The sequence below is a fragment of the Streptomyces sp. NPDC002032 genome (assembly GCF_042890765.1).
Lineage (GTDB): Bacteria > Actinomycetota > Actinomycetes > Streptomycetales > Streptomycetaceae > Streptomyces.
This window is the reverse complement of the sequence record NZ_JBIASM010000002.1, coordinates 134,723-154,667: the sequence shown is the minus strand read 5'-3', so window position 1 is coordinate 154,667 and position 19,945 is coordinate 134,723. Positions and strand designations below refer to the sequence as shown.

Genomic DNA, 19,945 nt, shown 5'->3' with positions numbered 1-19,945 from the left:
GCGTCAAGTAAGTATTTGTGGGGAGAGTCATGTCCAGCAGCTCCAGCGGCAGCGGCCCGCAGGCCAAGCGCGGGAACACGCGCCAGCGCATCCAGGAGGTCGCTCTGGAGCTCTTCGCCGAGCAGGGGTACGAGAAGACCTCCCTGCGCGAGATCGCGGAACGGCTGGACGTCACGAAGGCGGCGCTCTACTACCACTTCAAGACCAAGGAAGACATCATCATCAGCGTCTTCGAGGACTCGACGCGGCCGATCGACGAGCTGATCGAGTGGGCGCAGGGGCAGCCCCGGACGCTGGAGACCAAGCGCGAGGTGCTGCGCCGCTACAGCGAGGCGATGGCGGCGGGCGCGCAGCTCTACCGCTTCATGCAGGAGAACCAGGCGACGATGCGGGAGCTGAGCATCGGCGAGACCGTCAAGAAGCGGCTCTTCACGCTGGTGGAGCTGCTGCGCACGGAGGAGGGTCCGCTCGCGGACCAGGTGCGGTGCGTGAGCGCCCTGTTCACCCTGCACGCGGGGATGATGTTCCTCCAGCACGTGGAGGGCGACCCGGAGGAGACCCGCCAGGCCGCCCTGGAGGTCGCCACGGACCTCATCACCCGGGCCCACCAGGCGGGGTAGCGACCGCCGGCCCGGGCCCGGACCGAACACCTGCTTCGTGAGGGGATGTTCACCGGGTCGGAGCCTGCGGACCGCTCACCACTTGAGGGGCACTCCGCGCCAGGTCCAGCCGACCGCGAGGACCGTCTCCCGCAGGGGGTCAGTGCGAGATGTTCCCCCACTGCTCTTCGAGCGCCCGCACCTCGCTGATCGACGGAACCAGCCGCATGCGGATCTTGACGGTCAGGTCCAGCTTCGGAACGTGCCGGACCGCCACCAGGTGGCCTTCTCCTTCGGAAAGCCGTGGCGCACCCGGAACAGCGCGTCGGGCTCGTTGAGCGCGAGCGGCGCTTCCCGCACCTCCATCGTGCGCAGGTGTCTGACATCGGCCCGCCCGAGGCCGGGGGCGGCAACCCCGCCGCCGGCCCACTGTTCAACACGGACCCCGTTCCACCAGGGGATTTTCGTCAGCCCAGGAAGTAGCCGACGGCCCCGGCGTGGGGCAGGTGCGCCCAGGTCCGCGTCCCGCCGCCGGGCTCGCGCGACTCCCCGAACCCCCAGGACCCGCCGCAGTCCCGCACGACGGCCGCCATGACGCGCAGCGAGGCCCGCCGCCGGGCCTCGCAGTGGGCGGCGAGCCGGGGGTGCGCGTGGGGGGCGTGGCCGTCGTAGACGCTGAGCCGCAGCGCGTCGTCGCGGTAGCGGACGGCGAGGTAGAGGCTCCGGCCGGGCTCCAAGTGCCAGGTCGCGGCGACGAGTTCCCCGGTGACCTGCGTGGCGGCGGCCGCGAGGGGGTCGAGCCGGTGGGCGTGCAGCACGGACCGTACGGTGCCCCGCGCGATCTGGGCACTGTACGGGGCCCCGGGCACGGTGAGGCTGCACGCGAGCTCATCGGGCGAGGGCGTCTCACCCGCCCCGGAGAGGATCCGGGGCGGCGGGCAGGACGGAAAGGGGACGGGCATCGCGGACTCCCTGAAGTCGAGGTGACGGTGGCGAGTTCGACGCGCACGACGTGCTGACGCGGGGCGGTACGGGAGCGTGGCTCGTCGCCGAGGCCGAAGCATGCTGCGGCGATGCACTTCAACTCCCTTGCGTGAGCGGTGCGTCACCTAACGTAGCTTCGAGCGGGCCTAATTTGGCCCCCTTCTCGGAAGAAATCACCCGCTCGTGGTCAGGCGGGCCCCCGACAGGCCAGACTGCACGGCATGACCGCGAGGACCGCGCCAACGGAACGTCAGAAGAGGCTCGGGTACGAGCTGCGCAGGATGCGCAGCTCGGCCGGCGTCTCTGCCGAGTACGCCGCCGGACTGCTCGGCGTGGACCGGGGAGCCATCTCCGCCATGGAGTCCGGGACGCGCGCCGTCTCCGCCGAACGGCTGCGGACGTTGGCCTGCAACTGCGCGGTGACCGACGAGAAGCACATCGCTGGGCTGACGGCGATGTCCTCGCCCAGCCGTGGCTGGTGGGACCGCTACCGGGGACAGCTCCCGCAGGGCTTCCTGGACATCGCGGAGCTGGAGGCTCACAGCAGCCGCATGCGGGGCGCCTTCCCGGTGCACATGCCGGGCCTGCTCCAGACCTCGGACCACGCGCTCGCCGTGTTCCGGATGGTCATCCCGGCCCTCCCGGAACACGAGGTCGCACTGCGCCTGGCGTTCCGCGCCGAACGACAGCAAGTGCTTGACGGTTCACGCGAGTTCGTCGCCATCGTCCACGAGGCTGCCCTGAGGATGCAGTTCGGCGGGCGCGAGGTGCTCCGGGCCCAGCTGGAACATCTGCTGGACCGGTCGCGGCAGGACAACGTGACCGTACTCGCCCTCCCCTTCGAGGCGGGCGGGTTCCCGGGCGCGGGGCAGACCGTGCTCTACGCGGAGGGCCCGACCACGCAGCTTGACACCGTCCAGGTCGACAACTCGCACGGCCCCGACTTCCTGTACGCCGACGCACAGCTCGCGAAATATCGGGCCCACTTCGACCTGTTGGAACAGTTGGCGCTGTCCGCCGAGGAATCCCGCGCCTTCATCCGCACCATCGCCAGCCAGCTGTGAGAGGAGCCACCATGCCGGACGTGACCTGGGAAGAGCCCTACTGTGGGGAAGGAAACTCCTGCTACAGGATCGGAGTGGACGGGGACGGGAACAGCTACATCGCGGTCGCGGGCGCGGAGGCGGCCTACCTCACCGACTCCACGGAATCGCTCCGCCAGCTGATCCGGGACATCAAGGCCGGCAAGGCCGACCACCTCCTCGCCGACTGATCTTCGCGTCGCGCGTCTGTTCTGGGCGACAGCGAGAGGCCGGCCGGCTGGTCGTGGGTGGAGCAGTGCATGCCGCCGCCGCCCGAGGCCATCGTGTCGATCGCGACCGGCACGACGTCCCGCTCGGGGAAGCGTTCCGCGGCGGCGGGCCGGGAGGACACACCGGCGCCGCCGCAGTCGGCGTCACCCGAGGCGGCGGTCCCCGTAGGCGATCGGGACGTCGTTGATGCTGGCCTCGCGGCGGCTCATCAGGCCGTCGGGGGCGAACTCCCACTGCTCGTTGCCGTGGCTGCGCCACCACTGGCCCTCCGCGTCGTGCCACTCGTACGCGAAGCGGACGGAGATGCGGTTGCCGGTGTACGCCCAGAGCTCCTTGCGGAGCCGGTAGTCGAGCTCGCGCTCCCACTTGTCGGCGAGGAAGGCGCGGATCTCGGCGCGGCCGGTGAGGAAGCGGTCGCGATTGCGCCAGACGGAGTCCTCGGTGTACGCGAGGGCGACCCGTTCGGGGTCGCGGCTGTTCCAGGCGTCCTCGGCGGCCTGCACCTTGGCGCGGGCGGATTCCTCGGTAAAGGGGGGCGTGAGCGTGAGCACGGGCGGTTCCTCTCGACGCGGAGAACGTACGTTCTCAGGGTAGAGAATGATCGTTCTCCGGGCAAGGATCCTGAACTACCCTTCACCCCATGGACGACGAAGAGGCCCGCACCCGGCTCCTGGACACCGCGGAGGCACTGTTCTACGCCGAGGGCATCCAGGCCGTCGGCATGGACCGCATCCGCACGGAGTCGGGCGTCCCGCTCAAGCGGCTCTACCGGCTCTTCCCGGCGAAGGACGCGCTCGTCGCCGCCTACCTGGAGCGCCGTGACCGCCGCTGGATCACCGGCCTGCGGGAGGCGGTGGCGGCCGCCCCGCAGCAGCCCGTGGCAGCCGTCTTCGACTGGCTGGCCGACTGGTTCTCGGAGCCGGACTTCCGCGGCTGCGCCTTCCTGAACGCGTACGGGGAGCTGGGCGCGGGCCCCGCCGCGGTGCTGGACGTCGTACGCCGCCACAAGGCGGAGCTGCGCGCCCTGCTGGCGGAGCTCACGGCCGGCGCCCCCGGACTCGCCGACCAGCTGCTGATCCTGGTCGAGGGCGCGACGGCGGTGGCCGCCCTCACCCCCGGCCCGGCCCCGGCCCACACCGCCCGCGAGGCGGCCCGGATTCTGGTGGGGGCGCTCTAGGGGGCGCTGCGGGGGAAGGTGATCTCGACCCGGCGGTTCTTCTTGCGGCCCTCTTCGGTGCTGTTGTCGGCGATCGGGTAGTCCTCGCTGTAGCCGCGGACGTCGTAGGTGACGCCCGCGGCGGTCACGGTCTTGGCGAGCTCCGCCTGCACGGCGTCGGCGCGCTGCTTGCTGAGCTCCTTGCCGTGCTCGTAGCTGCCCTGGTCGTCGGTGAAGCCGAAGACGCGGACGCGGGTGGCCTTCTGGGTGTTGATCTCCTGCCCGATGGCCTGGATGCGGGCGGCGGCCTGCGCGTTGAAGACGGCGCTGTTCTCGGGGAACAGCACCTCGGACTGGAGCGCCATCATGACGGTCTGATTCGTCTCCTGCCGCCGCTGCTCCCCGCCGAGGTCCTCGACGACCTCGGCGATGTCGAGGACCTTGACCGGAGCGAGGGTCCCGCCTTGGGGGATCTTCAGTCCGGGTGCGTTGGAGTCGATGGCGACGGGCGCGGCGGCGGACGGCTCGGTGCCGGGCGGCACGGAGGGCGGCACGTCATCGGCGTGGGCGGCGGCCGCGCCGATGAAGTGGACCCCGGCGATGACCAGCCCGACGACGGCTGTGGCGGCGGTGGTGCGGTGGCGTTTTGTCATGGCGTCACCCAGAGATCTTGACGGTTGCCGAAGCGAAGGTGGGGAGGCTGAACTCGACCTCGGTCGTGGAGGCAGGCGGAGCGGGGAACTGGGCGAAGATCGGGACCGTCGCGCCCGCGGCGATACCTACCACGCCAGTGGTACACAGGCACCGGCCGTCCGTGTCCCGAAGCACGTAGTACCGCTTCTTGCCCACCTTGTCCACGAGCGTCGCACCCGCGACGGACTCACCGCTGCCGCTGAGATCCCGCTCGCTGCCGCGCCACGCGGACGTCTTGACGAACTGCTGGCTGGTCGGGTTCTTGATCTGGCCGTTGATCGTCACGAATCCACCCGCCTCGCGGGTCACCGAATTGATCACCAGAATGATGCCGCTCTCGCCGTTCAAGGTTGCGAGGACTTGCGTCGGCGTCGGACTGCTCCCACCAGCCGACGGGGTTGAAGCTGAAGACCCCCCTTGGGGCTGCGCCGTCGAAGTGCCCTGCACATCCTTCGCCTTCGACTTCTCGTCGCCGCCACCACAACCGGCCAACGTAAGGGCCAGGACCGCCGCGATCGATGCGACCGCTCCCCGGCGGACCTTCACCGTGTGCCGAATGCTCATGTAAGCCGCTTCCTTGTCTCTCATTTCGCTGTCACTCGACCAGTCGCACTTTGAACAAGGACCGCGACAGGTTACGCAGAGATCCGGGGTGCAACGGGTCGATTTCAATGGACTTCCCGCCCTTGCACAGCAGCTTGACCCGACCCGGCTCGGCCGAGGCGCTCGGTGCGGGTGAGGCCGTGGCACCGGGGGTGGCAGTGGCTCCGGGCAGAGCCGTCGCGCTGGGGGTGGTGGTGACCGAACCCAGGGTGCACAAGGACTCGACGACCGCCGAGGCACGGGCCTCACCATGCATTCCATCGGTTCCGGGGATCACGGATTTGCCCACCGTCCGGTTCGTCGTGACCGCCACGTCGAAGCGGGGAAGCGACGGCTGGCACGTGGCCACCGCATCGTTCTTGGCGGCGAAGTCGTCTGCGGCGGCACAGGCCCCCGCGCCGTCGAGAAAGGCCCCCGTCAGGAGATCCGCCCAGTCCTTCGGCTTCAACGCGGCCAGATCCAGAGCGGCCAGACCCTTCTCTCCCGCCTCCCGTGCGGCGGCCAGAGCGGCAGCATCGGCAGCACCCTGGGCATCGCTTCGGGTGACGGAGGCCTGTCCGACGACGAAGAAGACGAACGCGGCGAAGAGCAGACCCGTCACCGCCACGATGTAGAGGGGAAACGCCTGCCCCCGGTCACCCGTCTCCCTGTCGCCCACGTGGAGCCTCAGCCGGCCTTGATGAGCCCGACCTGCTCCTTGATCTTGTCGACGATCGACTGGCCGATACCGGTACCGATCATCGCTCCGATGATCACCACGACCACCAGGATGATGCCCAGGTACTCGAACGCGGTCTGACCCCGGTCGGGGTTCGCGTAGCGCTTGCGGAGGCGGGTTACCGTCGTGTCCGTCCAGTCGTTCAGGCGGAGCTTCGCTTCTACAGATGCCTTCAGCAGCCTGTTCTGCGACATGGGGGTTCCCTCCAGGGCTGGTGCCGCTGTTGATTTGCGGACGGTACGCCGCGTTACCGGTCGTCACCAAGGGTCCCGGGGCCCAAATACGGACCCATTGCGCTCTCCGTCTACCCATGGCCGGTCACTCCTGGACGGGCTGTTCCCAGCCAGCGGGCTATCGCCTCGCTGCGGGTGGTGCTGTGGAGTTTCGCGAAGATGCGGTTGATGTGGTTCTTGACCGTCTTCTCGCTGATGAAGCAGGCGGCGGCGATCTGCTGGTTGCTCATGCCGGACGCGATCAGATCCATGATCTCCACCTCCCGCGAACTCAACCCGAAGACAACGGAGTTGTGCACCCGCTCCGTAGACTGTGCCACAGAACGTTGCTGTTGCGAAGAGGACCGGAGCTCCGAGAGGAGGGCGTTCGCCGCCGTCGGGGTGAAGTGGGCGTGGCCGGCGTGGGTGTCGCGGACCGCGCGCAGCAGGTCGTCCGGGGTGAATTCGCCGTGGACGAGGTAGCCGCCCGCGCCCAGCAGGAGCGCTTCGCGGATGGTGCCCGCCTCCGCGCTGTACGTCAGCATCAGCACCGGGGCCAACCGCACCAGGTGCGGGAGCGCCGAGATGCCGTCGACGCCCGGCATGCGGACGTCCAGCAGGATCACGTCCGGGGTGTGGAGCCGGGTCAGGTGGAGGGCCTCGCGGCCGTCCCGGGCTTCCGCGACGACCGCGAGGTCGGCCGTGGTGGAGAGCAGGGTGGCCAGCCCGGCCCGGACGACCGGGTTGTCGTCGGCGATCAGGACGCGGACCGGCATCACGGACCCCCCAGGGGCAGGGTGAGGCTGACCCGGGTGCCGGGGTGGCCCGGGCGGGGGCCCAGTCGCAGCTCGGCGCCGATCGCGGCCGCGCGCTCCCGCATGCCGAGCAGCCCGAAGCGGCCCGGCGGCAGTTCCGGGGGGAGGCCCCCGCCGTCGTCCTCGACCGTGAGGGTCAGCGAGCGGGCGGCGGCGCACACCGACACCGCCACCCGGGAGCCGGCCGCGTGCCGCCGGGCGTTGTCCACCGCCTCCCCGGCGATGGAGAGGAGGTGGTGGGTCACCGAGGGCGGCAGGGGCGGGGGCTCGCCCGTCGTGCGGAGCTCGGCGTCCAGTCCGCGCAGCCCGGGGAGCAGCCCGGGGGACGGGGCCCGGAGTTCCGTCAGCAGGGCCCGGGACTCCGCCGACGCCCGCCGGGCCGCGTCCGCCAGCAGCCCCGCCTGGCCGCGGACCGCCGCCGGGTCGGGCATCCGGGTGAGGGCCTCGGCGGCCAGCGCCAGCCCGTGCAGGGTCTTGGACACCGAGTCGTGCATCTCCCGGGCCAGCCGCTCCCGCTCGGCCCGCACCGCCTCCGCCGCCGCCAGGCTCCGTACGGCCGCCCCGAAGCGCAGCAGCAGTTCCCGCAGCCCGGATCCGGCCGCCCCCGCCACCACGCACAGCAGGCACAGCACGAAGCCGCCGCCGAGCGCGGCCACCGCCACCGCCTGCGCGGCCGCGTACACCGCCGAGCCCCGCCATCCGTAGACCAGTCCGGCCAGCAGCGGGGTGCACAGGCAGACCAGTCCGACGGGGGACGTCGGGGTGGCCACGACCAGGAGCAGCCCGCTCAGGAGCATGTCCACCGCCAGCAGCCAGCGGTGGCGCAGCAGCAGCGGCCCGAAGCGCTCCCAGTCGCGGAAGAGGGCGTAGGACAGCATGAAGGTGGCCAGCAGGGCGCCGGACACCAGGTACGTGGGCCCCCCGGGTGCGGTCCGGCCCAGGGAGAACGGGGCGCCGAGCCCGAGCATCACCAGCCGGAAGGCCATGACCTGCCGGCACAGGGACTGCAGGGCGTTCGCCTGGACCGCGAGGGAGGGGGCGGGAGGAGCCGGTGGGCACAGTGCGGTCATGGCGGCTCACCCACCTCCCAGCAGGGCGCCGAAGTCGACGTTGGCCCCGTAGACGAAGCCGCAGACGAGCAGGATCAGGGTGCCGGGGAGCATGAACACGGTCACGGCGAAGGTGGCCTTCGGGACGGCCCGGGCCGCGCGGCGGCGGGCGTTCTGGGCGTCGGTGCGGCGCATGTCCTCGGCGATGGCGATGAGGGTCTCCACGATCGGGGAGCCCAGTTCCTCGCCCTGCTGGAGGGCGGTGACGAACTGGGCGACCTGCTCGGAGTCGTTGCGCCTGCGCAGCTCGTCGAAGGCCTGGCGGCGGCTGACGCCCATGTCCATCTGCTGCAGGGTGATGCGGACCTCGTCCGACCAGGGGCCCTCGTACTTGCCGGCCACCCGTTCCAGCGCCTGCCGGAAGCCGAGGCCGGCGCTCACCACGACCGCCAGGACGTCGAGGAAGTCGGGGAGCGTGCGTTCGATGTGGTCCCGGCGCACCCGGATCGCCGACCACAGGCCGAACTCGATCCAGAACAGCCCGAAGGCGACCATGAGCAGGGCGAAGACGAGCCGGCCGTTCATCAGCATCGCCAGGGCCCCGAGCCCGCCCAGGAACCCGTACACCGCGCGCCGGGCGGCGTACCGGTCGATGGTCAGGCCGGCCGGGTTGCCCGCCATGTCGATCTGGCGGCGTTTGCGGGCGACCTGCTTGGGGCCCATCAGGCGCAGGACGAGCGGCGCCCACCGGATGCCGAGCCGGTCCACGACGGAACCGACGGCGGTGGTGCGGGTGGCGCCGACCTCCAGGGCCAGGGCCAGGTCGGTGGGGAGTTTGACGTCCGCGCGGTAGAGGCGGATGCCGTGGAGGGCGCCGAAGACGGACAGCGCCACGGCCAGCGCGAGGAGGAAGGGCAGGTACGCGGTCATCTCGTCGCCCCCCTCACACGTCGATCTTCGAGAGCCGGCGGATGAGGACGAAGCCCAGCGCGAACAGCCCCAGCGACACGATCACCGCCACCTGCCCCACGAACGCCCCGGTCATCCGGTCCAGCGCCCCCGGCATCATCGCGTTCACCAGCAGCAGCGAGCCCAGCCCGATGACGGGCACCAGGTACGCCGTCACCGTCACCTGCGAGAGCTGCGTACGGATCTCGCGGCGGGTCTCCTTGCGCTGTTCCAGGGTGACGGTGAGGTTGCGCAGGCTGCCCACGATGGCGCCGCCCGCGCGGGCGGAGAGCACGAGGGTGGAGACGAGGACGACCAGTTCGCGGGACGGGAGCCGCTCCACGATCTCGCCGAGGGCCTCCTCGATGGAGTGGCCGACGGCGAGCCGGTCCGCGACCCGGGCCAGTTCCTCGCCGGCCGGGGCCTCCAGTTCCTCGGCCGCCATGCCGATGGCGGTGCGCAGGGCGAGCCCGGCCTGGGTGGCGTTGGCCAGGATGCGCGCGAGCTCGGGGAGCTGGTTGATGAACCGCTCGGTGCGCCGGGCGCGCTGCCAGTTCAGGAAGGCGTTGGCGGCCCACAGGCCGATCAGCCCGGACACCGGCCCGAAGAAGGGGGCCAGCAGGGAGGCGCAGACCAGCCAGGTCCCGGCGACGGCCAGCAGCATGTAGACCAGGAACTCGCCGGGGGTGAGGTCGAGTCCCGTGGTGGCCAGTTTCAGTTCGATGCGGCGGCCCGGCGCGGTGCCGCGCAGCCGGCGGTCCACGCCCCGGAAGCGGCGCCTGCGCCCGGCCGGCGGGGGTGCGCCGGTCGCGGAGAGCCGTTCGATGAGCGCGGCGCGCTGCGCGAGCCCGGACGCGTACGCGTGCACCCCGAGGGCCGTGAACAGCCCGGCGAGCAGGGTCGCGCCGAGGGTGAGGAGGACGAGGTGGGTCACAGGACGGTCCGGGAGGTCAGCGGGTCGAGGAGGTCGTCGGGCGGGGCCACGCCGAAGGCCTGGGGGATCGGCTGGCTGGTCATGTACAGGCGCTCGGCGACCCGGCGCGGCAGCGGGGCGTACCCGAAGTAGCCGTGGACGCGCCCGTCGGGCCCCATGGGCTGGGCGACGAAGCGGCAGACGGTGGTGATGCGGAAGGGCTCGCGGCCGTGGGATTCGAGGATGGAGATCTCCGTGATGCGGCGCGAGCCGTCGCCGAAGCGGGTGAGCTGCACGATGACGTTGACGGCGCTGTTGATCTGGTCCTGGAGCGCCTCGAAGGGGATCTCCACCTCCGACATGGAGGCGAGGGTCTGGAGCCGGGTCAGGGCGTCGGCGGAGCTGTTGGCGTGCACGGTGGCCAGGGAGCCGTCGTGGCCGGTGGACATCGCCTGGAGCATGTCGAGGGTCTCGCCGCCGCGGACCTCGCCGACGATGATGCGGTCGGGGCGCATGCGCAGGGAGTTGCGTACGAGGTCGCGGATGGTGATCTGGCCCTTGCCCTCGACGTTCGCCGGGCGGGATTCCAGGCGGATCACGTGCGCCTGCTGGAGCTGGAGCTCGGCGGAGTCCTCGATGGTGATGATGCGTTCGCCCTCCGGGATCAGCCCGGACAGGGCGTTGAGGAGGGTGGTCTTCCCGGTGCCGGTGGCCCCGGACACGATGACGTTCATCTTCGCCTGGACCAGCCCGGACAGCAGCAGGAGCATCTGCTCGTCCAGGGAGCCGAGGGCGATCATCTCGGGCAGGGTGAAGGCGCGCGGGAAGCGGCGGATGGTGAGGGTCGCGCCGGTCAGGGAGAGCGGCGGAATGATGACGTTGACGCGCTCGCCGCTGGGCAGCCGCGCGTCGACCATCGGATTGGCCTCGTCCACACGGCGGTTGACGGTGGACACGATGCGCTCGATGGTCTGCATCAGCTGCTCGTGCGAGGCGAAGCGGAGCGGGAGCTGCTCCACCCGTCCGGAGCGCTCGACGTAGATCTGGTCCGGGCCGTTGACCATGATTTCGGAGATGGAGGCGTCTTCGAGGAGCGGTTCGAGCACACCGAGCCCGAGCGCCTCGTCGACGACCCGGCGGATCAGCTGGGCGCGCTCGGCGGTGGACAGGACCGGGCCCTCGCGGCTGATGATGTGCCCGAGTACGCGCTCCAGGCGCGCCCGGCGCTCGGCGGGCGCGAGCGCGGACATCTCGGCGAGGTCGATCTCCTCCAGCAGCTTGGCCCGGTACGAGGAGACGAGACGGCCGTCCTCGCGGGGGCTGTGGCGGTCGTCGGGGGTGCTGACCCGGGAACGCAGGCTCATGCTCAGGGTCCCTTCGGGTCGTCGTTGGGCATGACGGCGGTGGCCGTGGCGTCCGCGATGTCGAGGCCCGGGATGATGGAGTTGACCTTGATGGTCACGGTCGCGGTGATCGCGTCCCCGCCGCCGGGCACGGAGACGGTCGCGGGAAGACCCGACCGGATCGCGGCGAGCCCCGCGGCCTCGCCCCGGCCCCGGTGCTGTGCCTCCACCCGCGCCGCCGTCCGTGCCGCGGTGTCCGCCTGTTCGTGGACGTACGCGATCCAGCCCAGCTGGATCCCACACAGCGCGACGAACAGCAGGATGGGGATGAAGCCGATGTACTCCAGGGCCACTTGGCCCCGGTCGGAGCGGATGCGACGCCGTCTCATGTCACTCCCCCCGTTCCATCGCCGCGCCGGCCGTGCCGCCGATCCCGCCGAAGCCGAGCCCCGGGAAGAGGACGGGGATCTGGAGCGTGACCGTCGCCTTGTACACGTCACCTTCCCGGTGGCAGTCGGGGATACCCATGCGCCAGCTGCTCCCGATGTACTTGGCCGCCGCGGTCGCGCACTCCCCGTCCCCCTTCACCGCCCCCGCCCGGGCCCCCTCGTCCGCCGCGTTGCCCGCCAGGGAGAAGGCGTAGCCGATCAGTACGCACTCCCACACCGCCGCGACGAGCAGCAGGATCAGCGGGACCATGCCGACGAACTCGACGGCCACCTGACCCCGGTCCCGGCGTACCGATCCGCGCCCGGTCACCGCTCAGCCCTCCCGGCCGCGCCGCAGCCGGGCCACCGGGCCGGCCGCGCGGACCGCCAGGGCCGAGCCGCCGGCGGCGGGCGCCGGGGCCGTCGCGTCGCCGGGGGCGGCGAGCAGGCCGAGTTCCGCGGCCAGGGTCCACAGGGCCTGCTTGACCGTCGAGCGGTTGTCGAGGTCCTGCACCCGGCCCGCGTCCACGACCGCCTGGAGCTCCTTGAAGGCGGCGGGCACCGGGGTGCGGGTGGGCCGGGTCTTGGTGATCTTCTCGATGAGGGAGGGCTGGATCTCGGTGTGCTTGCTCCAGCGGTTGACCACCATCGTGGTGTCCTCGGCCTTGCGCACCTGGAGCCGTTCCCACATCCGGACCATCCGCTTGGCCGCCCGTACGCAGACCACGTCCGGGGTGGTGACCAGGACGGCCACGTCGGCGAGTTCCACGGCGGTGGCGTTGGCGCCCGTCACCTGGGTGCCGCAGTCGATGACGACGAGCTCGTAGCGGGCGCGCAGGGCGCCGATGACGTGCCGGGCGGCCCGTTCGTCGACCTCCTCGCCCCGTTCGCCCTCCGCCGGGGCCAGCAGCAGGGCCAGGCCCGTGCGGTCCTCGTAGACGGCGTCCTGGAGGACCCGCGGGGAGATGTCCTGGATGCCGGCGAGGTCGGCGATGGAGCGGCGGAACTGCACGTCGAGGTACGAGCCCACGTCCCCGGCCTGGAGGTCGAGGTCCACCAGGGCCGTGCGCCGGCCCGCCGCGGCGGCGGCCAGCGCGAACTGGACGGCGGTGAAGGTGGTGCCGACGCCCCCCTTGGCCCCGGTGACGGTGACCACCCGGCCGCCCGGGCCGGCCGGCACCTCGGGGCCGCGGCCCAGGTGGCGGCGTACGCCCGCGGACCACTGGGCGGCGGCCTGGACGCGGGCGGCGAGCTCCTCGTAGCCCAGCGGCAGCCCGATCAGGCCGCGTGCCCCGGAGTCCATGGCGGCGGAGAAGAGGGCGGGGCCGGCATCGGAGGAGATCAGCACCACGCCCACCGCGGGGAAGCGCAGGGCGACTTCGCGGACCAGCTCCAGGGCGGGGACGGGCCCGATCCGCTCGTGGACGAGGACCACCTCGGGGAGCTCGTCGAGGGAGTCGGCGGCGAGCCGGCCCAGGGTGTCGAGGAGGGCGGTGGAGTCGGGGACGGGAGCGGCGGGCTCGGCGTCCGGGAGCTGGCTGAGCAGCGCCACGATGGAGCGGGCGGCGTCCGGGTCGCCGGCCGCGGGGAGGATTCGGGTGGTCATCCGGGCCTCACTTGTCCCCGTCGAGGGTGTACGTGCGCTCGCCCGGGCCGGGGGCCGAGTCGGTGCCGGGGGCCACGAGGGCCAGGCGCACGTGCTCGGCGAAGGACTCGGCGTACGCGACGCGCTGGGTGTCCTTGGTGTTGAGGGCGAAGGTGATCGGGACCGCCTCGGCGGGTCCCTTCTTGTCGCTGTCCTTGTCGAGCGGGGTGAGCTTGCCGACGTTCAGGACGCGGGCGTTGGAGACGATGATGACCGAGCGGGCGGGGTCGGTGTCCTTGGCGCCCTTGAAGGTGGCGAGGATGTTGACCTTGGCACCGGAGGTGATCTTGCCGGCCACGCCCGTCGCCGCGTCGATCATGATGGCGATCTCCTGCTCCCCGGGCTGGAGCCTGGGCTGGTCGACGTACATGTCGCTCTGGAGCAGCGAGCCGCGCTTGAGGGTGGTGAGCGCGATCTTCCCCTGGAGGGCGCCGAGGTCGCTGACGGCGGTGTCGGAGAGCCACCGCTTGGGGACCTTGACCTGTTCGAACTGGCCCGCCGTGAGCGGGCTGTACGGGGCGATGTCGCCCTTGACCCGGTAGGCGACGACCTCGGCCCCGACCTTGGAGTTGACGTCGCCGATCACCACGAGGACCCCGGCGAAGGCCGCGAGGGCGCACAGGACCGACAGCAGGAGCAGGATGACGCCGCGGCGCTGGCGTGAGTTCATGAGCCGTACTACCTCGCCGTTCTTCGTTCGTTCGGGCCGGTCAGGTTCTGGAGCGGGTACGGGTGCCGGTGCGGGCGGGGTCCTCGGGCGGGGGTGCGGCCAGCGGCGCGGCGCAGAACCCGCAGCGGTCGCCGATGAGTTCCAGGCCGCACCAGCGGCATTCCTCGCGGCGTACGGAGGCCACCAGCTGGTAGAGGACGGAGACGTCCGGGATCGCGGCGGCGAACTCGACGAGCTTCGGGGTCGCCCACCAGCCGGCCGAGTCGGCGGGCAGCGGGTTCTCCATGACGCCCTGCACCTGCCAGGCGGGGGCCAGTTCGGCGGTCACCCAGTCGGAGGAGAGCGTTCCGCGCGCGAAGGTGAGGTGCGTGGCGAAGCCGGGTCCCGGCGGCAGGACCCCCTGCGCCCCGGCCGCGGCCGGGCCGGCGGAGCCGAGCTTCGCCAGGTGCGGCCGGGGGTGGGCGAGGACGGCGAACTGGGCGCTCGGTGACCAGGACCGGGCGTGGGCCTTCAGTCCGACGGGCACCCGGTCCAGCTTGGCGACGGTGCCCAGCAGGGCGCCCGCGTAGATGTAGTGGGACAGCAGCCGGGCAGCGGAGGCGATGACTCCGGGGCTGAAGTCGCAGACGGTGAGCTGGCGCAGCTGACGGACCAGCACGGCGGTTCCCAGCGGCGGGAGATCGACGTCGAGGAGCGCGATCCGGTCGGTTTCCAGGATGGCCCGTACGGTGTGCAGCCGGCGCACGGTGGCGGCGGGCAGCCAGGGCGGGACGACGGCCACGAGGTGGCCGTGGCGTTCCAGCAGGGCGGTGGTCTCGGCGAGCGCGGCCTCCAGGCCGGCCTCGCCGGGCGGGTGCAGGACGGCGGCGCCGGGGGTGTGCCGGTCGGGGGCGGGCAGCACCAGGTCGGCACTGGTGACAGCGATGGCGGTCGGCACGCGGATCCCCCCGTTCACCCGGTACGCGGCGCCGGTTCGCGTGGCCGTCACGTACGCGCACAACATGCGCGACCGCAAACGATCGACGCCCTTCCCCCTTGCCCCAGCACCATATCCGCGTCGCCGCCGACGGGGCAGGGCCTTGGTGATTCCCGTACCGGCGGCACGTGTCACAGGTGGCCGGAAACCCGGACAACAAGGATCGGTTGCCCGAACATTTCAAGCCACTTCGCAAAGACCCTTGACACGAGGATTGGTCTGGACCAACTTGGCCGCACCGGCAATTCGTCGCGGGGGATCCCCACTCCCCCTCGTCCCGCTCTCCCCTTCCTCCCCCCACGGAGCCCACGTGAACCGCATACGCTCCCTCGCCCTGCTGGGCGCCGCCACCCTCGCCGCGGGCGGCCTGACCGCCTTCGCCGCGGGCACCGCCCAGGCCGCCGACATCAACGTCGTCCGCAACGGCGGCTTCGAGTCCGGCCTCGCCAACTGGTCCTGTACCGGGGGCAGCGGCGCCGTCGTCTCCTCCCCCGTCTACGCCGGCGCCGGCGCCCTGCGCGCCACCCCGGCGGGCTCGGACAACGCGCAGTGCGCCCAGACCGTCACGGTCAAGCCGCATTCGACGTACACGCTGAGCACCCAGGTGCAGGGCAGCTACGTCTACCTCGGCGCGACCGGCACCGGCACCCAGGACGTCTCCACCTGGACCCCCGGCTCCGGCAGCGGCTGGCAGAAGCTGTCGACCACCTTCACCACCGGCCCGAGCACCACCCAGGTCACCGTCTGGACCCACGGCTGGTACGGCCAGCCCGCCTACCTCGTCGACGAGTTCAGCGTCTTCGGCCCGGACGGGGGCGGCGGCACCGACCCCGGCCCGAGCGTGCCCGGCGCGCCCTCCGGGGCCGCCGTTTCCGGCCAGAGCGCGAACGGGCTCACCCTTTCGTGGAACGCGGTCAGCGGGGCCACCGGCTACTACGTGTATCAGGACGGGGTGCGCGTGCGGACCGTCTCCGGCGCCTCCGCCCAGATCACCGGCCTGACCGCGGCCACCTCGTACTCCTTCCAGGTGAGCGCGTACAACGCAGCGGGCGAGGGGCCCAAGTCGGCCCCGGTCACCGGCACCACGACCGGCGGCGGCGGGAACCCCGACCCGAACCCCTCGGTGCCCAAGCACGCGCTGACCGGCTACTGGCAGAACTTCAACAACGGCGCGACCGTCCAGAAGATCTCCGACGTCTCGTCCCAGTACGACATCATCGCGGTCTCCTTCGCCGACGCCACCACCACGCCCGGCGCCATCACCTTCAACCTGGACTCGGCGGGCCTCGGCGGTTACACCGTCGCCCAGTTCAAGGCGGACGTCGCGGCGAAGAAGGCGGCCGGCAAGTCCGTCATCCTCTCCATCGGCGGCGAGAAGGGCACCATCTCGGTGAACGACTCCGCCTCCGCGAACAACCTGGCGAACTCCGCGTACGCGCTGATGCAGGAGTACGGCTTCAGCGGCATCGACATCGACCTGGAGAACGGCCTCAACCCGACGTACATGACGCAGGCGCTGCGCGCGCTGGCGGCGAAGGCGGGCCCCTCGTTCGTCCTGACCATGGCTCCGCAGACGATCGACATGCAGTCCACCCAGGGCGGCTACTTCAAGACGGCGCTGGCGGTCAAGGACATCCTGACCGTGGTCAACATGCAGTACTACAACAGCGGCGCGATGAACGGCTGTGACGGCAAGGTCTACTCCCAGGGCTCGGTGGACTTCCTGACCGCGCTGGCCTGCATCCAGCTGGAGGGCGGCCTGGACCCCTCGCAGGTGGGCATCGGTGTCCCGGCCTCCCCCAGCGGCGCGGGCAGCGGCTACGTCTCCCCGACGATCGTCAACAACGCCCTGGACTGCCTGGCCCGGGGCACGGGCTGCGGCTCCTTCAAGCCGTCGAAGACCTACCCGGGGCTGCGCGGCGCGATGACCTGGTCGACCAACTGGGACGCCAAGGCGGGTAGCGCCTGGTCCAACGCGGTGGGTCCCAAGGTCCACGCCCTCCCGTAGGCGGTAGGTGTGGGGGTGGCTGATTCGGTCCTGCGCGCGGCAGCGGGTTCTTGACCGGAACATGCCATGAGAGCACGCTGTGCGCGTCCGCACGGCTACCCCCACCCTCCACCCAGGAGAACGCATGCGGCTCCACAACCGCAGGAGGGCCGCCGTCACGGCGGCCCTCCTGGCACTCGCACTCGGCGCACCCACCTACGGCATGAGCGCGACGGCTGCACCGCCCCCGACCCCGTCGACCGCCACGCAGGACGAGGCGCTCGTCCAGTACGAGATCCAGGGCCCGTCCACGGCCGCCGAGCGCACCGCCCTGCTCAGCGCCGGCGTCTCCATCGACGAGGTGGACGCCCGCTCGGTCGTGGTCAGCGCCGATCCCGCGCAGGCCAGGACGCTGCGGGCGCGCGGCTACACCCTGACCGCCCTGCCCGGCCCGCCGGACCGCTCCGAGCGCGGCATCGGGGCGCGGCCGATGGACTTCCCGTCGGCGGACTCGAACTACCACAACTACGCCGAGGCGAACGCGGAGATCGACCAGCGCATCGCCCAGTACCCCGGGATCATGAGCAAGCAGGTCATCGGGAAGTCCTACGAGGGCCGCAACCTCTACGCCATCAAGATCAGCGACAACGTCGCCACCGACGAGGCCGAGCCCGAGGTGCTGTTCACCGCCCACCAGCACGCCCGTGAGCACCTCACGGTGGAGATGGCCCTCTACCTGATCAAGGAGCTCGGCTCCAAGTACGGCAACGAGGCCCGCGTCACCAACATGGTCAACAGCCGCGAGATCTGGATCATCCCGGACCTCAACCCGGACGGCGGCGAGTACGACATCGCGACCGGCTCCTACCGCTCCTGGCGCAAGAACCGGCAGCCCAACAGCGGCTCCTCGTACGCCGGGACCGACCTCAACCGCAACTGGGACTACAAGTGGGGCTGCTGCGGCGGCTCCAGCTCCAGCAAGAGCTCCGAGACCTACCGCGGGCCCGCCGCCGCCTCCGCGCCCGAGGTCAAGGTGGTCTCCGACTTCGTGCGCAGCCGCGTCGTCGGGGGCAAGCAGCAGATCAAGGCCGCCATCGACTTCCACACGTACAGCCAGCTGGTCCTGTGGCCCTTCGGCTGGACCTACAACGACACCGCGCCCGGCATGACCGCCGACGACCTCGCCGCCTACAAGAAGATCGGCACCGGCATGGCGGCCAGCAACGGCTACACGCCCGAGCAGTCCAGCGACCTGTACATCACCGACGGCACGATCGACGACTGGCTGTGGGGCAACCAGAAGGTCTTCGCCTACACCTTCGAGATGTACCCCTCCGACTCCGGCGGCGGGGGCGGCTTCTACCCGCCCGACGAGGTGATCGACCGCGAGACGGCCCGCAACAAGGAGGCCGTGCTCCAGCTCCTGGAGAACGCGGACTGCATGTACCGCTCCATCGGCAAGGAAGCCCAGTACTGCTCGTAGTCCACTGCCGCCCGTGGTCCGCGCGTGACGCGCGGGGCGGGGTGCCCCACCGCCAGGGGGGCGCCCCTCCCGCACGCTCAGCCCAGGACGGCGAGCGCGTCGATCTCGATCAGCAGGCCGGCCGGGAGACCGACGTAGACCGTGGTGCGCGCGGCGGGGGCCTCCTTGAGGCCCTGCTCCTCGAAGTAGGCGTTGTAGATCTCGTTCATCTCGGCGAAGTGGCCGGTATCGGTCAGGTAGACGCGGATCATCATCACGTCGTCCCAGCCCGCGCCACCCGCCTCCAGGACGGAGCGGACGTTCTCCAGCGTCTGGAGGGTCTGCTCGCGCAGCGTCGGCCCGGCGGGCGTCGGCGGCTGCCCCTCGACGTGCGGGAGGAAGCCGACCTGGCCGGCGACCTGGAGGATGTTGCCCTTGCGCACGCCGTGCGAGAACTTCGCGGGCGGCGCGGTGTGGGTGTCGGGGGTGATGGCGGTCTTCTCGCTCACGAAAGTTCCTCGTCTTCGGGGTCTGCGTCTTCGGGATCTGCTGCGGGCGGATCCGGGTGCGGATCCGCCTCGGTACCGGAGTACTCACGGCTGATGATGTCGGCAGTGCGGCGCACCAGGGGCAGCAGTTCGAGCAGTTCTCCGGCGCCGATCACCACACCGGGCGCGGAGACGGACATCGCGGCGACCACCCGCCCGCCGGGCCCGCGCACCGGGGCGCCCACACAGTTCAGCGCCTCCTCGTGCCCGCCCAGATCGGCGGCCCAGCCCTGTTCCCGTACGAGGGCCAGCTCGCGCAGGAACGCCTCGGCGTCCGGGGTCGAGCGGGAGGTGTAGCGGGGGTAGTCGATCCGCCCTGCCAGGGCTCGCCGGTCCGCCTCGGGCAGGTCGGCCAGCAGGAGCTTGGCGACGGCGGCGACGGTCAGCGGGACGGGCTTGCCGATGCGGGAGTACATGCGGACCGGATAGCGGCTGTCGACCTTGTCCACGTAGACCACCTCGTCGTCCTGGTGCAGGGCGAGGTGGACGGTGTGGCCGGTCTCCCGGTTCAGCTCGACCAGGTGCGGGTGGGCCACGTCGCGGACGTCGAGGTTCTCCACCGCCTCGGCCGCGAGCGCGAACAGCCCCGCCCCGAGCCGGTAGCGGCCGTCCGGCTGCCGGTAGGCGAGACCGTGCGCCTGGAGGGTCCGCAGCAGGCGCAGGGCCGTGCTCTTGTGCACGCCGAGACCTTCGGCCACCTCGCCCAGGCCCGCCGGGCCCCGGGCCAGCGCGGGCAGGATCCGCAGCGCCCGTTCCACCGACTGGCTCATGCCGCCCTCCGTCCGCTCGTCGACCGTACGCGTACGCGCACTGCTGCCCGCTCGGCGCGGAACCGGGCACCGTTGACCCGTCGTCATCCGGGATGTTAGACACCAGGAGCACC

The 19,945-nt window shown here is 71.4% G+C and carries 25 protein-coding genes; 6 read left to right on the top strand and 19 right to left on the bottom strand.

The window, feature by feature from the left end:
* Window positions 1–29 precede the first annotated feature (29 nt).
* Complete coding sequence (locus ACFYYT_RS04865) at window positions 30–620, top strand: helix-turn-helix domain-containing protein (protein ID WP_351820237.1); 591 nt, start codon at window positions 30–32, stop codon at window positions 618–620.
* Between the two features lie 446 nt (window positions 621–1,066).
* Here ACFYYT_RS04865 and ACFYYT_RS04860 read toward each other — a convergent pair whose 3' ends face one another.
* Window positions 1,067–1,561, bottom strand: coding sequence for an ATP-binding protein (locus tag ACFYYT_RS04860; RefSeq protein ID WP_351820234.1), 495 nt, complete (start codon window positions 1,559–1,561; stop codon window positions 1,067–1,069).
* 243 nt (window positions 1,562–1,804) lie between these two features.
* On the opposite strand from ACFYYT_RS04860, the gene ACFYYT_RS04855 reads away from it, so the two are divergent.
* Window positions 1,805–2,647, top strand: coding sequence for a helix-turn-helix transcriptional regulator (locus ACFYYT_RS04855; RefSeq protein WP_351820231.1), 843 nt, complete (start codon window positions 1,805–1,807; stop codon window positions 2,645–2,647).
* 11 nt (window positions 2,648–2,658) lie between these two features.
* The gene (locus tag ACFYYT_RS04850) at window positions 2,659–2,856 is read left to right on the top strand and encodes a hypothetical protein (RefSeq protein ID WP_351820228.1); all 198 of its coding nucleotides are present in this window, start codon (window positions 2,659–2,661) and stop codon (window positions 2,854–2,856) included.
* Here ACFYYT_RS04850 and ACFYYT_RS04845 read toward each other — a convergent pair.
* Both ACFYYT_RS04845 and ACFYYT_RS04840 read right to left on the bottom strand, forming a co-directional pair.
* Window positions 2,772–3,017 (bottom strand): agmatine deiminase family protein, encoded by a 246-nt coding sequence (locus tag ACFYYT_RS04845; RefSeq protein ID WP_388606948.1) that lies wholly within the window; start codon window positions 3,015–3,017, stop codon window positions 2,772–2,774. The genes ACFYYT_RS04850 and ACFYYT_RS04845 overlap by 85 nt on opposite strands.
* 22 nt (window positions 3,018–3,039) lie before the next feature.
* Window positions 3,040–3,447: a nuclear transport factor 2 family protein gene (locus ACFYYT_RS04840; RefSeq protein WP_351820225.1), complete on the bottom strand. Its 408-nt coding sequence runs from the start codon at window positions 3,445–3,447 to the stop codon at window positions 3,040–3,042.
* Between the two features lie 89 nt (window positions 3,448–3,536).
* Here ACFYYT_RS04840 and ACFYYT_RS04835 point away from each other — a divergent pair, with 89 nt between their 5' ends.
* Entirely contained in the window at window positions 3,537–4,073 is a 537-nt protein-coding gene (locus ACFYYT_RS04835) for a TetR/AcrR family transcriptional regulator (RefSeq protein ID WP_351820222.1), read from the top strand.
* Here the strand turns inward: ACFYYT_RS04835 and ACFYYT_RS04830 are convergent.
* The 14 genes from ACFYYT_RS04830 to ACFYYT_RS04765 form a co-directional block, all read right to left on the bottom strand.
* Window positions 4,070–4,705, bottom strand: coding sequence for an OmpA family protein (locus ACFYYT_RS04830; RefSeq protein WP_351820219.1), 636 nt, complete (start codon window positions 4,703–4,705; stop codon window positions 4,070–4,072). The two genes, ACFYYT_RS04835 and ACFYYT_RS04830, sit on opposite strands and share 4 nt — an antisense overlap.
* Before the next feature lie 4 nt (window positions 4,706–4,709).
* Window positions 4,710–5,309: a hypothetical protein gene (locus ACFYYT_RS04825; protein WP_351820216.1), complete on the bottom strand. Its 600-nt coding sequence runs from the start codon at window positions 5,307–5,309 to the stop codon at window positions 4,710–4,712.
* 31 nt (window positions 5,310–5,340) lie between these two features.
* Window positions 5,341–6,006 carry a pilus assembly protein TadG-related protein gene (locus ACFYYT_RS04820; protein ID WP_351820213.1) on the bottom strand — a complete coding sequence of 222 codons (666 nt, stop codon included), beginning with the start codon at window positions 6,004–6,006 and terminating at the stop codon, window positions 5,341–5,343.
* A gap of 8 nt (window positions 6,007–6,014) precedes the next feature.
* Complete coding sequence (locus ACFYYT_RS04815; protein WP_351820210.1) at window positions 6,015–6,260, bottom strand: hypothetical protein; 246 nt, start codon at window positions 6,258–6,260, stop codon at window positions 6,015–6,017.
* 110 nt (window positions 6,261–6,370) lie between these two features.
* The gene (locus ACFYYT_RS04810) at window positions 6,371–7,054 is read right to left on the bottom strand and encodes a response regulator transcription factor (RefSeq protein ID WP_351820208.1); all 684 of its coding nucleotides are present in this window, start codon (window positions 7,052–7,054) and stop codon (window positions 6,371–6,373) included.
* Complete coding sequence (locus ACFYYT_RS04805) at window positions 7,054–8,163, bottom strand: histidine kinase (RefSeq protein ID WP_351820205.1); 1,110 nt, start codon at window positions 8,161–8,163, stop codon at window positions 7,054–7,056. The genes ACFYYT_RS04810 and ACFYYT_RS04805 overlap by 1 nt, the downstream gene beginning before the upstream one ends.
* Window positions 8,164–8,169: 6 nt before the next feature.
* Window positions 8,170–9,060 (bottom strand): DUF5936 domain-containing protein, encoded by an 891-nt coding sequence (locus ACFYYT_RS04800; RefSeq protein WP_351820315.1) that lies wholly within the window; start codon window positions 9,058–9,060, stop codon window positions 8,170–8,172.
* A 25-nt stretch (window positions 9,061–9,085) separates the two neighbouring features.
* Entirely contained in the window at window positions 9,086–10,024 is a 939-nt protein-coding gene (locus ACFYYT_RS04795; protein ID WP_351820204.1) for a type II secretion system F family protein, read from the bottom strand.
* A complete protein-coding gene (locus ACFYYT_RS04790; RefSeq protein WP_351820201.1) occupies window positions 10,021–11,367 on the bottom strand; it encodes a CpaF family protein in 1,347 nt (448 codons plus the stop codon). The genes ACFYYT_RS04795 and ACFYYT_RS04790 overlap by 4 nt, the downstream gene beginning before the upstream one ends.
* Window positions 11,368–11,369: 2 nt before the next feature.
* Window positions 11,370–11,735: a TadE/TadG family type IV pilus assembly protein gene (locus ACFYYT_RS04785; protein WP_351820199.1), complete on the bottom strand. Its 366-nt coding sequence runs from the start codon at window positions 11,733–11,735 to the stop codon at window positions 11,370–11,372.
* Between the two features lies 1 nt (window position 11,736).
* A complete protein-coding gene (locus ACFYYT_RS04780) occupies window positions 11,737–12,105 on the bottom strand; it encodes a TadE family protein (protein ID WP_351820196.1) in 369 nt (122 codons plus the stop codon).
* A 3-nt stretch (window positions 12,106–12,108) separates the two neighbouring features.
* Window positions 12,109–13,380, bottom strand: coding sequence for an AAA family ATPase (locus ACFYYT_RS04775; protein ID WP_351820193.1), 1,272 nt, complete (start codon window positions 13,378–13,380; stop codon window positions 12,109–12,111).
* A gap of 7 nt (window positions 13,381–13,387) precedes the next feature.
* Window positions 13,388–14,089, bottom strand: a complete 702-nt coding sequence (cpaB, locus tag ACFYYT_RS04770) for a Flp pilus assembly protein CpaB (protein WP_351820190.1) — start codon at window positions 14,087–14,089, stop codon at window positions 13,388–13,390.
* A 40-nt stretch (window positions 14,090–14,129) separates the two neighbouring features.
* Window positions 14,130–15,044 carry a hypothetical protein gene (locus ACFYYT_RS04765; protein ID WP_385316867.1) on the bottom strand — a complete coding sequence of 305 codons (915 nt, stop codon included), beginning with the start codon at window positions 15,042–15,044 and terminating at the stop codon, window positions 14,130–14,132.
* 331 nt (window positions 15,045–15,375) lie between these two features.
* Between ACFYYT_RS04765 and ACFYYT_RS04760 the strand changes: the two genes are divergently transcribed.
* Together ACFYYT_RS04760 and ACFYYT_RS04755 are read left to right on the top strand one after the other, a co-directional pair.
* The gene (locus ACFYYT_RS04760) at window positions 15,376–17,073 is read left to right on the top strand and encodes a carbohydrate binding domain-containing protein (protein ID WP_351820188.1); all 1,698 of its coding nucleotides are present in this window, start codon (window positions 15,376–15,378) and stop codon (window positions 17,071–17,073) included.
* A 124-nt stretch (window positions 17,074–17,197) separates the two neighbouring features.
* The gene (locus tag ACFYYT_RS04755; RefSeq protein WP_351820185.1) at window positions 17,198–18,535 is read left to right on the top strand and encodes a M14 family metallopeptidase; all 1,338 of its coding nucleotides are present in this window, start codon (window positions 17,198–17,200) and stop codon (window positions 18,533–18,535) included.
* Window positions 18,536–18,612: 77 nt separating this feature from the next.
* On the opposite strand, the gene ACFYYT_RS04750 is transcribed toward ACFYYT_RS04755, so the two are convergent.
* Both ACFYYT_RS04750 and ACFYYT_RS04745 read right to left on the bottom strand, forming a co-directional pair.
* A complete protein-coding gene (locus tag ACFYYT_RS04750; RefSeq protein ID WP_351820182.1) occupies window positions 18,613–19,023 on the bottom strand; it encodes a RidA family protein in 411 nt (136 codons plus the stop codon).
* On the bottom strand, window positions 19,020–19,832 hold the full coding sequence (locus ACFYYT_RS04745; RefSeq protein ID WP_351820179.1) for an IclR family transcriptional regulator: 813 nt from the start codon (window positions 19,830–19,832) through the stop codon (window positions 19,020–19,022). The genes ACFYYT_RS04750 and ACFYYT_RS04745 overlap by 4 nt, the downstream gene beginning before the upstream one ends.
* Window positions 19,833–19,945: the final 113 nt, after the last annotated feature.